Annotated in this window: 12 protein-coding genes and 1 tRNA gene; 2 read left to right on the top strand and 11 right to left on the bottom strand. The window is 41.0% G+C overall.

Going from position 1 to position 15621, the window contains the following annotated elements; translation table 11 throughout:
* Positions 1-25: 25 nt before the first annotated feature.
* The 9 genes from F993_RS09400 to gloB form a co-directional block, all read right to left on the bottom strand.
* Positions 26-101, bottom strand: a tRNA-Asn gene (locus F993_RS09400).
* Positions 102-243: 142 nt separating this feature from the next.
* Positions 244-1470, bottom strand: a complete 1227-nt coding sequence (locus F993_RS09405; RefSeq protein ID WP_004654508.1) for a multifunctional CCA addition/repair protein — start codon at positions 1468-1470, stop codon at positions 244-246.
* A gap of 96 nt (positions 1471-1566) precedes the next feature.
* The gene (locus tag F993_RS09410; protein WP_004654506.1) at positions 1567-3837 is read right to left on the bottom strand and encodes an NADP-dependent malic enzyme; all 2271 of its coding nucleotides are present in this window, start codon (positions 3835-3837) and stop codon (positions 1567-1569) included.
* 191 nt (positions 3838-4028) lie between these two features.
* A complete protein-coding gene (locus tag F993_RS09415) occupies positions 4029-6905 on the bottom strand; it encodes a bifunctional diguanylate cyclase/phosphodiesterase (protein WP_004654505.1) in 2877 nt (958 codons plus the stop codon).
* 114 nt (positions 6906-7019) lie between these two features.
* Positions 7020-7739: a 16S rRNA (uracil(1498)-N(3))-methyltransferase gene (locus F993_RS09420; protein ID WP_004654503.1), complete on the bottom strand. Its 720-nt coding sequence runs from the start codon at positions 7737-7739 to the stop codon at positions 7020-7022.
* A 22-nt stretch (positions 7740-7761) separates the two neighbouring features.
* Positions 7762-8598: a methylenetetrahydrofolate reductase [NAD(P)H] gene (gene metF / locus F993_RS09425; protein ID WP_004654502.1), complete on the bottom strand. Its 837-nt coding sequence runs from the start codon at positions 8596-8598 to the stop codon at positions 7762-7764.
* A gap of 73 nt (positions 8599-8671) precedes the next feature.
* Positions 8672-10054, bottom strand: a complete 1383-nt coding sequence (gene ahcY / locus F993_RS09430; RefSeq protein WP_004654500.1) for an adenosylhomocysteinase — start codon at positions 10052-10054, stop codon at positions 8672-8674.
* 298 nt (positions 10055-10352) lie between these two features.
* Entirely contained in the window at positions 10353-10559 is a 207-nt protein-coding gene (locus F993_RS09435) for a hypothetical protein (protein ID WP_004654498.1), read from the bottom strand.
* A 298-nt stretch (positions 10560-10857) separates the two neighbouring features.
* Complete coding sequence (gene gloB, locus F993_RS09440; protein WP_004654496.1) at positions 10858-11589, bottom strand: hydroxyacylglutathione hydrolase; 732 nt, start codon at positions 11587-11589, stop codon at positions 10858-10860.
* 368 nt (positions 11590-11957) lie between these two features.
* On the opposite strand from gloB, the gene F993_RS09445 reads away from it, so the two are divergent.
* Both F993_RS09445 and F993_RS09450 read left to right on the top strand, forming a co-directional pair.
* A complete protein-coding gene (locus F993_RS09445; RefSeq protein ID WP_004654494.1) occupies positions 11958-12944 on the top strand; it encodes a hypothetical protein in 987 nt (328 codons plus the stop codon).
* A complete protein-coding gene (locus tag F993_RS09450; RefSeq protein ID WP_004654493.1) occupies positions 12938-13804 on the top strand; it encodes an arginase family protein in 867 nt (288 codons plus the stop codon). Before F993_RS09445 ends, F993_RS09450 begins: the two co-directional genes overlap by 7 nt.
* A gap of 57 nt (positions 13805-13861) precedes the next feature.
* On the opposite strand, the gene F993_RS09455 is transcribed toward F993_RS09450, so the two are convergent.
* On the bottom strand, positions 13862-14557 hold the full coding sequence (locus F993_RS09455; protein ID WP_004654491.1) for a methionine ABC transporter permease: 696 nt from the start codon (positions 14555-14557) through the stop codon (positions 13862-13864).
* Positions 14554-15582, bottom strand: coding sequence for a methionine ABC transporter ATP-binding protein (locus tag F993_RS09460; protein ID WP_004654488.1), 1029 nt, complete (start codon positions 15580-15582; stop codon positions 14554-14556). The genes F993_RS09455 and F993_RS09460 overlap by 4 nt, the downstream gene beginning before the upstream one ends.
* Positions 15583-15621 lie beyond the last annotated feature (39 nt).

The following is a 15621-nucleotide window of genomic DNA, read 5'->3' as shown; positions in this document are numbered from 1 at the left end:
ACTGAGCTATGGGAGAATAGTAGATTGGCTCTCCAACCTGGGCTCGAACCAGGGACCTGCGGATTAACAGTCCGTCGCTCTACCGACTGAGCTATTGGAGAATCTGATGCGCATTTTAGGCATGAAAAGCCAATGCGTCAACAACAATAGTAAATAAAATTAATCGTTTGCTTGATTAATAATCTTTTTGCTCTTCGGATAAGGAAAATTGCACAAAAAAGATTTAATTTACTTGAAAATTAATCAGTTATTGTGCATTTCCTTAAACTTCGCCAAGGCATCAATTCGATACTGAATCAGCATTTCACCAATCTCTGGACCCGTGATATGTTCAGGTAAATCCTGCGCACGGATATTGCGTACGATTTCCATTGCATCTAAAACGTATTGCGCTTGTGGATAAGGGCGATGTTCCAAACCTAGGCGACCTTTAGCATCACATTCACAGGCTTGTACAAATGCAATGACTTTCTCAGGGCGACGTAGCACATCTAAACGTTGTAATAAGCGCCATAGTGTTCCTGGTTTCAGGTTCATGATCTGATGGCATTTTAAATGCTCTTTGCAGACGATCAGCGCCAAATTCTTTAAATGCGTCGGAACCTTTAAACGATCACAAAAATCGGTTACTGGCTGTATACCACGTTCTTCATGCATGATATGACGTGGCAGTTCGTCCACAGGGGTGAGTGCCTTGCCAAGATCATGCACAAGCACAGCAAAACGCACATCAAGTGCATATTCTGCTAAACAGGCTTGTTTAAGCGCCATCAACGTATGAATGCCGCAGTCGATTTCAGGATGGTATTCAGGGCGTTGTGGCACACCAAAGAGGGCATCGATTTCTGGAAATAGAATCTTTAAGGCCTTGCAATCTCTTAAGGTTTGGAAATAGACATCAGCATGATCTTCAAGCAACGCGCGTGAGGTTTCTTTCCAGACCCGTTCAGGGGTTAATGCATCAAGTTCACCTGATTCGGCAATCTCCTGCATTAACTGTAGCGTTTCATCTGCAATTTTAAAGCCATAGGCTGCATAACGGGCAGCAAAACGAGCCACTCGAAGAACACGTAATGGATCTTCGGTAAATGCATCAGATACATGGCGCAGGATTCTCTGCTCTAAATCGCGTTGACCGCCATAAGGATCATATACGGTGCCTGCATCATCCATGGCCATGGCATTAATGGTTAAATCACGACGAATCAGATCTTCTTCTAATTTAACGGTCGTGTCTGTGAAAAACTGGAAACCATGATAACCCACGCCAGATTTACGTTCAGTGCGTGCAAGTGCATATTCTTCTTTTGTTGTTGGATGTAGAAATACCGGGAAATCTTTTCCCACAGGTTGATAGCCTTCGGCGAGTAATTGCTCGGGCGTTGCTCCAACCACCACATAATCTTTTTCGTGATAGGGGTGGCCCAGTAAATGATCTCGGACAGCACCGCCTACTAAATAAACTTGCATGAAAAAACCTCTATTCTTCACACAATCATGCTACAGAATAGAGGTTTTCTCAAGGGTTAAGCGAAGCTTTTCAAGAAAAGCGAGGCTTAAGTGAACTTAGTTTTGGCTTTGTTGAATTTCGGCAACTGTTAAAGCGGTCATATTCACCAAACGACGTGTTGTCGCTGTAGGTGTAAGAATATGAACAGGTTTTGCAGCACCTAATAAAATAGGACCAATGGTCACATTATTACCAGACGTTGCTTTTAACAAGTTAAATGAAATGTTCGCTGAATCTAGGTTAGGCATAATCAACAAGTTTGCCGAACCTTTGAAACGTGAGTTCGGGAATGCAAAATGACGAATATTTTCATCTAATGCTGCATCACCATGCATTTCACCTTCAACTTCTAACTCAGGTGCTTGCTCTGAAAGCAGACGATAGACTTCACGCATTTTTTGTGCGCTTGGGTCATTCTGGTCGCTACCAAAACTTGAATGAGAAAGTAAGGCAACACGTGGTGTAATACCGAAACGACGAACTTCTTCAGCTGCTAAAATGGTCATTTCAGCAAGTTGTGCAGCCGTTGGGTTGGTGTTTACATAGGTGTCTGCAATAAATAAATTGCGATCTTCAAGCATTAAGGCATTCAACGTAAAGAATGTGCTGCGACCTTCTTTAAGACCAATGACATTTTTCACGAAATCTAAATGAATGTCGTAGCTTGAGTAAGTACCACACAACATACCATCGGCTTTGCCAAATTTAACCAGCATCGCTGCGATTAAAGTAGAACGACGGCGTGCTTCGCGTTGCGCATATTCGACCGTTACACCCTTACGTTGCATGATTTGATGATATTCTTTAGAGAAATCTTCGTATTGAGGATTCTTTTCCTGATCGACGATTTCAATATTCACGCCATGCTGTAAACGTAAACCCAACTTTTTGATGTTGTCTTCAATAACCGAAGTACGGCCAACAAGAATTGGTTTTGCCAAGCCTTCATCAACTACGATTTGAACGGCACGTAATACACGTTGATCTTCACCTTCAGCATAAGCAATACGCTTTGGATCAGTTTTTGCTTGAGAGAAGATCGGCTTCATCAAGAATGCTGAGTTATAAACAAACTCAGAAAGACGTTGACGATACGCAGAGAAGTCTTCAATTGGACGTGTTGCTACACCAGAGTCCATCGCTGCTTTCGCAACTGCAGGTGCAATTTCCAAAATTAAACGTTGATCAAGTGGGCGAGGGATCAAATAGTCGCGACCAAATGAAGCTGATTTTTCACCATAAGTTGCAGCATCTGCTTCAACATGTGCCATACGTGCAATTGCATGTACACAGGCAATTTTCATTTCTTCATTAATCGTGGTTGCACCTACATCCAATGCACCACGGAAGATATAAGGGAAGCAAAGTGCGTTGTTCACTTGGTTTGGATAGTCTGAACGACCTGTTGCCATGATTGCATCTGGACGTACTTCATGTGCATGTTCAGGTAGAATTTCAGGATCTGGGTTTGCCAGTGCAAAAATAATTGGATTTTCAGCCATTTCCTTCACCATTTCTTTGGTGAGGATGCCTGCCGCTGAAAGACCGAGGAACATATCTGCGCCAGCCATGACTTCATGCAATTGTTTTGCTTGAATATCTTGTACATAACGTTTTTTCGATTCATCTAAACCTTCACGTGATGTCGTGAGCAGGCCGCGAGAGTCGGCAACAACGATATTGGCTTTATTCACACCTAAAGCGCAAAGCAAGTCTAGGCACGAAAGTGCGGCTGCACCAGCACCAGATGCTACAATTTTGATTTCATCAATTTTTTTATTGACCAGTTGTAAGGCATTGAGCAATGCTGAACCGACAATAATACTGGTCCCATGTTGGTCATCATGGAATACAGGAATTTTCATGCGTTCGCGAAGTTTCTTTTCAATGTAGAAACATTCTGGTGCTTTGATATCTTCTAAGTTGATACCACCAAACGTCGGCTCTAATGCAGCAACGATATCTACGATTTTGTCTGGATCATTTTCATCAATTTCAATATCAAAGACATCAACACCAGCGAACTTTTTGAATAGAACGCCTTTACCTTCCATTACGGGTTTAGACGCGAGCGGACCAATATTTCCCAAACCAAGCACGGCTGTACCATTACTCACGACGGCAACCAGATTACCGCGCGCTGTATATTTGGCAGCGGTAGAAGGGTCGCGTTCGATTTCCAAACATGGCGCAGCAACACCAGGTGAGTAGGCAAGCGCTAAATCTCGTTGGTTAACGAGCTGCTTGCTAGGTGTCACACTGATTTTTCCTGGGGTTGGAAATTCATGGTAATACAAAGCGGCTTGTTTTAAAGATTGATCGTCCATCTGAGTCTCGTTTGTTCCGATAATAATCAGACATATAGCTGTCTAATTACGATATTAAGATAAGTGCACAAGAATATAGCACTAGTTCATGCTTTCGCACAGTCAAAAAAGCTTATTTTCACTGAACTGCATGCTTCTTGACAGTTACTATTCAGTGATAAATAAACAACAAAAAAGGTTAAAATTCACGTTTAAATGGAATATCTTGCGGTTGACTGCTGCATTTGTTTTTGTAGGTATTCTGTCGCATGGGCAGCAGTCAGTGGTTGTGAAAATAGATAACCCTGTAATATGTCGCAATTTTGTCGTTTTAAATATTCATATTGCTGCTCGGTTTCAACCCCTTCGGCCACAACTTTTAGGCCAATGGTTTTGCCCATGGCGATCATGGCATTAACGATCGCATCTTGTTTAGCATTACCAATTTTTGAGATAAATGCGCGATCAATTTTCAAAATGTCAATTGGATATTCGGTGAGGTAGGCGAGTGATGAATAGCCTGTACCGAAGTCATCCAACGCAATTGAAATTTGACGTTCTTTAATAGCATTCAAAACAGTTTTGACGCTGTCGGTGTTTTCAATAAAGGCAGATTCAGTAATTTCCAATTCAAGATTCTTACCAGAAATCGCATAGGTATTTAATACGGCATCAATATCATGCAACAACTGACCACGCAAAATTTGCTGCGCCACAATATTGACTGCAATATTGATATTGCTAAAACCAAGTTGTTGCCATGTTTGCAGTTGTTTTGCTGCTTCATGTAAAACAAATTGTCCAATATCCGAAATCAAACTGGTGCTTTCTGCCAAAGGAATGAAAATGCTTGGCATGATCAAGCCTTTGCTTGGATGCTTCCAACGGATTAGAGCCTCAAAGCCATTAATTTGATGGTTGTGTGCATTAATCTTTGGCTGATAATAAACCACCAACTCGTTATTTTGGATGGCTTTTCTCAGGTCGAGTTCCAGATCTGTATATTTGGCTACAAAATTGGCTCTTTCATTGGAATAGTAGCGAATGGTATTACCACCTAAGCGTTTGGCTTCGGTCAATGCCTGCTCTGCATGGGTATTTAAATTATCGACTTGGCGGCCATGTTCTGGATAAATGGCAACACCAATTGAAATGCTGACAAAGTATTCTTGATCTGCAAGATAGAAGGGTTTGCTAAAAGCCTCAACAATATTGTTACAGAGCTGGTGAAGTGGTGGATGTAGTGGTGAAATTTCATAAATAATGGCAAAATCATCGGCACTTAAATGTGCGACTAGTAGCGCATCAATATTGCTGATACGTAAGCGTTGTGCCACCTGTTTGAGCAGCTCATTGCCAGCTTGATTGCTAATGATTTCATTTAAGGCACGGAAGCGATCGATATTTAAACGAATAACGGCCAAATGCTGAATCGAAGCTTCATTGACCAAATATTGGTGCAACTGCTGTTGGTAATAAAAACGATTCGGTAGATCGGTGAGCGTATCGTAATTGGTCAGATAAGATAGGCGTTGTTCTTGATGCTTACGTTCAGTCTGATCTGAAACAATACCGATATAATTGATGACACGCTCTTGTTCATCTTTCACTGCATTGATGTGAATCCACAAGAAACATGACTTATCAGAACTATAGGTTTCTTGAAACTCACCTTCATATTCCTGTTCTTCACGTAATGTATCAAGGATCGATAGATGAAAATTATGATGGTGCTGCTTATTTTGTTTGGTAATTTCAAATAACTGTTTATTGATAATGGCTTGTTTATCTATCCCTGTCAGTTGTTCGTATTTAGGATTCACTTCAACATAGTTAAAGTTTTCATCTAAAATAAAAATACCTTCTGAGGCTTGCTCAAATACGCTGGCAGCAAGTTTTAAACGTTCCTGATCTTTCTTTTCTTGATTAATATCACGATGAATACCGACCATTCGCAATGGGGTATCATCTTTGGGATCTCTTAAAATCACTTGTCCAACATCGTGAATCCAGGTCCATTCGCCATTCGGGCGCTTAATCCTGAAGGTTTCTTCATAACGTTTGGTTTGACCGCATAAATGATTGTATAAGGTATTTTTTACCCGCTCGATATCATCTGGGTGAATAATTTTATGCAGTAAGGTGTAGTGATTTTCAGAATGACGGGTAACGGCCTGACTATGTGCATTCGTGACCCCAACGGTATGGTTTTCTAGGTTCCAATCCCAAGGGCGAATCCCCGCAGTTTCATGGGCAAAGCTTAAGTTCTGGCGATGCTCTTCTAAGCTTTCATTCATTTGTGTCAGATCAAATGTCCGTTCACGAACTTTTTGTTCCAACAGGTGGTTATTGAATTGCAGTTGGGCTTCAATATCCTTGGATTTATTCACTTCGCGTTGTAACTGTTGACACAGTTCTTCAGTCCATTGGTTGTGCTGCTCAGCCACGTCAATCAACTGTTTATTTTTATCCAGTACCAAGGCCAAGCGTTTATGAATTTTATAGGTCACTTGCGCGCAGAGTACGGTGGCAAAAAATGAGGAGTAATATGCCAGATAGAATAGAGTATGGTCGTGGTCCCGATGCAAAAGCTGCGAGATGATTAATGGTGCGATACTTGGGATAAAAAATAAGAAAAAGTAGCGAATATGCTGGGTCAAGAAGGTGAGTGCAATGATATGAGAGGCGGTGAGTAATAATGCAGTTAAGGTTAAAACATGAGACCCAATCAAATGAGGAATATCGACTGCCAAATAATGATTGATGACAATGGTATTGACTCCAATCAGTAAACCAGTAAAGAAACAGATTAGTTGGAAGATGATATTGGTCTGGTTGCTATAGCGAACTGAAGAATAGCGTTTTAATAAAAAATGACAAATACAACTAAAGCTAAACAAAAGAATGAGGGTAATTCCCATCCAAGTTGTGAAAATGTTGGCGTCAAACGAATAAAAAATACCAAACAGGGCATAATCTAACAGACAAATACAAAACACGCTTAAGACGAATAAACGTACATGGTTTGGATAATCGATTTGGTCTGTATAGATAAACTGTGGCAAATTTTTGTCCTGAACCCCTAACATAGAAAGAATAATCCTTTTCATTTTTTATCTATATTCACAGTCTTTGTTTTTTTGTAAACAGACGGAGCTTATTTTAACTTAGCGCTAAACATCGCAGAAAGCAATGCCAAACGCTTAGCTCAATGAAAAGTGATAATTCAAAATAGATAGAGCCACCACAGGGGCGGTTTCAGTTCTTAAAACCCGATCTCCAATACACCAGTTTTTGAACTGATACTGATTGGCCAAGCGAATCTCAGCTTCACTCAAACCACCTTCTGGGCCAATCAATAAAGCGAGATCAGGGGGACTATTGAGCAATACGTTAGCTTGGTCTTTATTGGGTGCTAGTACAAAACGTGATGCTGGCAAGTCTGTGCTGAGCCAGTCAGCCAAAGCAATTGGGGCTAAAATTTGCGGAACACGGTTCATGCCACATTGTTCACAGGCGGCTATTGCCACAGATTGCCAGTGATCTATTTTTTTCTGATCACGATCATACTTTAAACGCATTTCACAGCGTTCACTGGTCAATAATTGAATGGTGGTAACACCTAGTTCAGTGGCTTTTTGAATCGCATAATCCATACGATCACCTTTACTCATCACCTGACCCAACACTACCTTGAATGGTGCAGTACGATCCGCTGGATCAAATTGATCGACAGAAACAAAGGCATTTTTCTTATTGATTTCATTCAGAGTAACGATATATTCGCCACCTTTTCCATTGAAAAAGATGGCTTGTTCTTGCTCTTTTGCACGGAGTACACGGACCCAATGGTGAAATACCGATTCAGTTAATTCAATGGTATGGCCAGTGTTTAATTCAGTTTCGATATAAAAACGATTCATGCTTGGGTCGTGCTCGTACAAATTAGTTTAAACCAAGATCGACAACCAATTGTCGAGTTGGTTCTGTTTGGTTCATTGAGTAAAAATGGAGGGTGGGTGCGCCACCCGCAATTAAGCGTTCGCAAAGTTTTACAATCACTTCATGACCAAATGCTTTGATGCTTGCACTGTCATCACCATAAGCTGCCAGTTGCTTACGAATCCAACGTGGAATTTCTGCACCAGTACCATCCGCAAAGCGGATCAGGTTGCTTGCATTGGTAATCGGCATAATACCTGGCGCGACGGGAATATTCACGCCAGCTTTGGCAATACGCTCGATAAAATAGAAATAAGCATCTGGATTGAAGAAAAACTGAGTAATACCAGCATTGGCACCCGCATTTACTTTTTCGACAAAACGTTGAATGTCACCATCAAAAGTGTCTGCTTGAGGGTGCATTTCAGGATAGGCTGCCACTTCAATGTGGAAATGATCGCCTGAATGCTCACGAATAAAGCGGACTAAGTCTTGGGCATAAGGGAGTTCACCCAGACCGACCTGACCTGATGGTAAGTCACCACGTAAAGCGACAATACGATCAATCCCTTGAGATTTATATAAATCTAAGAGCTCAGCAATACGTGCTTTGTCATCACCAATACAAGAGAGGTGAGGCGCCACTGGTGTACCTTTGCCGTTAAAGTCATTAATCGCAGCTAACGTCCGCTCGCGAGTTGAACCACCCGCACCATAGGTAATCGAGAAAAACTCTGGATTTAACAGCTGTAATTCTTGATGAACAGTTTTTAATTTTTCCGCGCCCGCATCAGTTTTTGGTGGGAAAAATTCAAAAGAAATAGGAACACGCTTCGTCATTTCAAATCCTTTTTAAAATCGCTTGGAAATTTTAGAAAAAAGGGCAGTCCGTAAAACGTCTGCCCTGATTTTCTTAGTATTTATAAGCGTCAGATTTGAACGGACCTTCTACAGGAACGCCAAGGTAATCTGCTTGTACTTGCGTTAATTGTGTTAACACACCGCCAAAGCCAAGGACCATTGCAGCAGCCACTTCTTCATCTAATTTCTTAGGAAGAACTTCGACACGAATCGCTGCTTGTTTTTGCTCAGCAGGTAGGTCAGCAAATTTCTCAGCAAATAAATGCATTTGACCTAACACTTGGTTAGCGAAAGAACCGTCCATCACACGTGATGGGTGGCCTGTTGCATTACCCAAATTCACTAAACGACCTTCAGAAAGAAGGATCAAGTAGTTGTTTTCGTCTTCTGAACGATACACTTGGTGGACTTGTGGCTTCACTTCAACCCACTTGTAACCACGTAAGTATGCAGTGTCAATCTCTGTATCAAAGTGACCGATGTTACACACTACAGCACCCGCTTTTAAGCTATCTAACATTGCAGAATCACATACGTGGTAGTTACCCGTAGTGGTGACAACAAGATCAGTATTGCCCAATAAGTCTTGGTTAATATCATCTTTTTTGCCAGTTTGTACGCCATTTTTATATGGAGATACAACTTCGTATCCATCCATACATGCTTGCATTGCACAGATTGGATCAACTTCAGTTACACGAACGATCATGCCTTCTTGACGTAAAGATTGCGCAGAACCTTTACCAACATCGCCATAACCAATTACTAGTGCACGACGGCCAGAAAGTAACATGTCAGTTGCACGTTTGATGGCATCATTTAATGAATGGCGGCAACCGTATTTGTTGTCATTCTTCGATTTAGTGATCGAATCGTTGACATTGATTGCAGGTACTTTAAGCGAACCGTCTTTCCACATTTCCAACAGACGTTGTACACCTGTAGTGGTTTCTTCTGTAATGCCGTGGATACGTTCTAAAAGTGCAGGGTATTTGTCATGAACAAGTGCAGTTAAGTCACCGCCATCATCCAAGATCATGTTGGCGTCCCAAGGCTGGCCATTCACATTGATCTGTTGTTCTAAGCACCACACATATTCTTCTTCAGTTTCGCCTTTCCAAGCGAACACAGGAACACCGCTTGCAGCAATGGCAGCAGCAGCATGGTCTTGAGTAGAGAAGATATTGCAAGAAGTCCAACGCACTTCTGCACCAAGCTCAACCAATGTTTCAATAAGAACAGCGGTTTGGATTGTCATGTGGATACAACCCAAAATTTTTGCGCCAGCAAGAGGTTTAGCTGCTGAATAACGCTTACGTAAGCCGATCAAAGCTGGCATTTCTGCTTCAGCAAGTTTGATCTCTTTACGACCGTAGTCAGCAAGGGAAATATCAGCAACTTTGTAATCTGTAAATGAAGCATTCACCGCGTTCATCAGGATCTCCTAGAAAAAATAGTATGGATCATTCTGTTCGCGGATGCCGTTGTTGGTTAAAACGAGTGTCTAACCGATCGTCGAGCCTGGCAAATTGATCTTTAGTGCCGATCAATTGTCGCAGCATCCCTCGACTGGGCATAATGATACTTGGAAATTGCGTTGGTTCCAATAATATTTTGTATGAAATGGTTAGAAAATGAAGGATTAAATAGAGGGGAAAAATCTTTAAATATTGATTCTTAGCAATCAGGATTCCAAATCCCTTTGAAACCCTGAACGATCAGAAAATTTGTCATTATGCTTTTAAATGATCTTCGAATTCTTCGCCAAGCTGCATTGCTAAAGCATTACCAGATAAGTCACATGTGACTAGACCATATTCTTTTTTAAAACTGAATGTAAAACCACGGTTATCTGTCAGATTTTTAACTGAATAGCCTAATTTTTCTAACCAAATACGGAAAGCCAATACGTTTTTTGCTTTAACAACTCTGTTTTTCATGACAGATCTCCTTGTGAACATGTAAATATTAATAAGGGTCGGTGAAAATTTTTTAAAGGGGGATTGCTTAGATTTATTTTTCCACGTGTAAGTAATGTAAATTTAGCGTAATTTTTATAGAGGGAAATTTATCTGGTTGATAATTATTTCATTGATTTTATTTAATTATTTATTTTTATTTTTAAAAAAATTAAGCTTGGTTTTTTAAAAAATCACGCAGGACAAATGTAAAAAATAATTTCATTTTCCACTTTTAACAAAAAGTGGAAAATGAATCGTTTAAATTTAGCGCATTTATTTAGAACTGATCTTTCAAACTTCGAATACGCGCAAACTCTTCTGCACTTTCGGTGCGTAAAAAGGGATTGGTTGCGAGTTCTAATTCAATGGTGCTTGGCAGTGTGATTTGATCTGCTGCTCTTAAGGCTTTGACCTGTTCCATCCGTTGTTGTAATGCCACATTGTTGGGTTCGACAGTGAGGGCAAATTCTGCGTTGGCAAGGGTGTATTCATGCGTACAGTAGACTTTAGTTTGAATGGGCAGGGCGGCCAGTCGATTTAAAGAGTGGTACATTTGCTCGGCAGTGCCTTCAAATAAGCGGCCACAGCCCATTGCAAACAAGGTATCACCGCTAAACAATGTTTCGAGTTTTTCAATGAAATAAGTAATATGACCAAGGGTATGCCCAGGGGTCGCAATAATTTCAACTTTTAGGTCATTAAAATAAAAATGATCGTCATTTTGCAAAGGGTTGGAGATCAGTGAAATCTTACTCAATTCATCACGTGGACCGTAGACCATAATATTTTGATCAGCGAGTAAACCTTCGACCCCTCCAGTATGGTCTTTGTGCCAATGCGTCAACCAAATTTGCTTCAGTTGAAGTTGATGTTGTTGGCAAAAATCAATGACTAAATCGGCTTCAGTTGGATCGATCGCAACAACTTCTTGTGTATGTGTATCTTCCAATAACCAAATATAGTTTTTTAAGGCATTTTTTACGTCAATGGCATGAATTTTATAATGCATAGCCGAATCCTAAAGCGTTGTGGTGTATGGTTATTGCGAATAGGGTACTCAGATTGAGTGCCTGCTTCTAGTGTAAGTGCAAATGCAGTTCAGTGCAAAAATAGTGATGATTTGGAGCACAGCTTAATGACTTTTTAGGGCATATTTTGACAGCGTGGTTCAGTCGATATCTTTATCGTTGACAAGTGTCGTATTTTCGATGAAGATGAATTAAAAGTTTTTATAAGTTAATGATTTACATTCATCTTTAGTCGTATAAAAATACTTAATTACAGCTAAATAATATCAATGATTAGATCGGATAAGCGCAATACAGATCACTTGCGATGGATGAAAACTAGTAAATCAGTATAACAAGAGAGGGAAGCATGTCTGAGATGGTCGACCATGAAGTGGTGGTTATTTTTAAAAAATATTTATCGCCGCTCTCTACTAAACTCACAGAAATGTTGAATGAACATTTTAGCCATCAAACAGAGCGACGTGGTTGTGGCTATACCCAAGCCACTCGGGTGATTGCTGAGTTTGTTTCTCAAGCACGTGATTTTATCGGATTACAGGATTTTCGAATTTTTGAAGATTACGATACTAAGGCATTGAGGAATATTCTCAATCAAGCTTCCTCCTATGGACTGATGCTAGAGACATGGCGCAATCTGGATATTAATACTGAGGTTCAGCAGTGTTTACAGCGTTTAAATCCACAAGAAAGCTTTGCGCAGAGTTTACAGCAGGAAGTCGATTTTCAAACCAAACTCAGAAACATTCATCAATACGCCCAACTCGAAGAAAGCAAACTGATTTGCCAATTATTGACCGATATTCTTTTGCCTCAGAATGCGCAAGCGCTAGGCATGATTGATTGCCATTCTTTAGATGAAAAGCCTAAAGTCGGTTCCTGCCCAATGGCCGAGAAATTCTTCTTGCGTATTGCGCACCATCGTTTACTTAGACAGGGTGAAATCAATATTTTTGTCGATGCGCAGCAACAACCCATCATGATGGAAAAACTAAATATGGGGGATAATCATTCCTGTATCAGTTTGGTGCCTTTAATGATGAATGGGGTACGGCTACCTGCGGGTAGTTTATTTTCAGCCAGCTATGACATTGAACAACTGACTAAACATAACAATAAACAATATAAGGGCTATGTGATTCCGATAGCAGCCATGAGTGGTTTTTGGTTTTTACGTCTAACCACGTTGGCCGTGTCACCTGAAAATCGTGCACGTGCTTTTGGCTATCATTTTAAACAGCAGGTGGATAATGGACTGTTTCGGCCTGATAGCACTGAATTAAGTCAACTCATGGAGATTGCCCAAGATCAAATTTATGTAGGACATCCATGCTAAAAGCCTGTTACTCATCACGCTATTATGCGCAAACACATACCAATAGCATGGAAAAACTCACCGCTGTCGCTGATGTGTTACGTGCCCAACAAATGGTTGAACTGATCGATCCCGGCAGCATAGATGTTGAGCTGTTAAAGAAATTGCATCATCCACAGTATGTTGAGGCATTCTTATCAGGGCAGTCCGCATTTGCCACTATACAAGGCTTTAAGCCGTGGAATGAACAGCTTCGTGATGCAATTCTGGCAGTACAGGCAGGGCAATTGGTCGGTGCGGAGATTGCATTTAAAGAAGGTATTGCTGCCAATATTGCTCAGGGGTTTCATCACGCCAGTTATGAGTCAGGTGCAGCTTATTGCACGTTCAATGGCTTGGCACTGGTGGCAAAGCAATATCCAGAAAAACGTATCTTCGTTTTAGATTGTGATCAGCATGGCGGTGATGGGACTGCGATTTTCACCAATCGCATGACTAATTTGCTGAATTTCGGTATTTTTGGCATTCGTTTTGGCTGTAAGGCCAGTGAACGCAGTTTGACGCGTTATGTCCACCCCAAACAAGGTAATTTTGAATTATACCGTGAGGCGCTGTTTGAGGCCTTTCAGTATGCTTCGCGTTGGGAAGCAGATCTTATTATTTATCAGGCGGGGATGGACTGCCATCAGCATGATAAATATGGCTCGAAATGGTTTAGCACTGAGTTGCTGTTTGAGCGTGACCGCATTGTTTTTGAGATGGCCAAGAAAATGAAAATCCCGATGTTGTTTGTGCTGGCCGGTGGGTATCAAGCACTAGATGATTTGGTGCCTTTGCATGTGAATACTTTTAAGGCGGCGAATGAAATCTATTTTCCCTAGTAAAAGAGCAAGACATAAAAAAACGCTCAATTGAGCGTTTTTTTATGAAGCAGTTGATTAGCGTAATTTAGCCAACCAATCTCCAAGCATTTGTACCATTTGTACCAGTAGCAATAAAACAATCACGGTTAAAATCACCACACTGGTGTCAAAACGTTGGTAACCATAAGAAATCGCCAAGTCACCAATACCGCCTGCACCTACAGCACCCGCCATCGCTGTCGCACCGATGAGCGAGATCGTACCCGTGGTTAAATTTAGAATCAAAGAGCTACGTGCTTCAGGGATAATAAACTTAAAGATAATTTGCCAAGGGGATGCACCCATTGCTTGAGCAGATTCGACAATGCCTTCATTCACTTCAAGTAACGAAGTTTCAATTAAGCGACCTAAATACGGACCGACATAAATGGTTAAAGGCACAATCGCTGCCCAAGTCCCGATTGATGTCCCAACTAACATTTTGGTCAGTGGAATGACAGCGATCAATAGGATAATGAAGGGTAGGGAACGCAGGGCATTCACAATCGGATTGAGGAAGTAATAAATCGCACGATTTTGTAAGATACCGCCAGTGCGGGTTACGACTAGGGTAATACCCTGAATTAAGCCCCAAATGCAGCCAAACAGCAAAGAGAAGAACACCATTTGAAAGGTTTCTTGTAGCGCTGTAACAAACTGGTCAATTGAAAGCGAGCTATGCCAAAACGGAGCGGTGACTTGAGTCAGCCATTGTACAATTAAATCTCTCATTGGCTAACCACTCCAGACTGTTCAACTTTCACACCTTGAAGCTCAAGGAACTTTACGGTTTCTTGGATAATAAGGGGGTCGCCCAGCAGTTGAATAAACATTTGTCCGATTACGGTACCATTAATCTCGGTCATGTTGGCAAATAGGATATTTAAACTAACATCAAACTGTTTAATCGCAGCCTGAATCACGGTTTCCTGTGCAGAGGTGCCTAGGAACTGCAGGCTATAGATACTATTGTGATGCTGGTGTTCAAGATTGCTCAAAATATTGACAGGTAATTGCTGCTGCAAAACCGTTTGAATAAAGGTTTTTGTGGTTGGATGTTGCGGTTGGCTGAAAATATCCAAGGTTGGACCAGTTTCAATCACATGACCGGCTTCCATCACCGCGACATAATCACAAACGGATTCAATCACATCCATTTCATGCGTCACCATCACAATGGTGATATTTTGTTCTTTGTTAATCTTTTTTAATAAAGCCAAAACCGATTTGGTGGTTTGTGGATCAAGTGCTGAGGTGGCTTCATCGCAGAGTAAGATTTTTGGATGATTTGCCAGTGCACGAGCAATCCCGACACGTTGTTTTTGCCCGCCTGAAAGTTCGTCAGGGTAGGCATCTTTTTTATGTTTGAGATCAATAAAATCTAAGAGTTCAACTAGACGTTTTTCACGTTCAGCTTTGCTATGACCTAAGAGCTTAAGTGGCATTTCAATATTTTCAGACACTGTTTTGGTTTGAAGCAAATTGAAATGCTGAAAGATCATGCCGATATTTGCACGTTCTTGACGAAGTGTCCGTGCATCCATTGCGGTAAAGTCTTTTTGATGAATGATAACTTGCCCTTGAGTTGGACGCTCAAGCAAATTAATCAAACGGATAAGCGTACTTTTACCTGCACCACTATAGCCGATAATGCCAAAGATACTACCGTCAGGGATCTCTAAATTGATCTGATCCAACGCATTGATCGTTTGACCTTTCAACTGATAGTGTTTCGAAATGTTTTTAAATTGGATCATGTTCGTCAGTACTATGGCAGAAAAGAAAAAACAGGCAAA

This window comes from Acinetobacter proteolyticus, assembly GCF_000367945.1.
In the GTDB taxonomy this organism is placed as follows: Bacteria; Pseudomonadota; Gammaproteobacteria; order Pseudomonadales; family Moraxellaceae; genus Acinetobacter; species Acinetobacter proteolyticus.
Note: the sequence above shows the minus strand (reverse complement) of the source record. Positions and strands in the feature narration are given on the sequence as shown.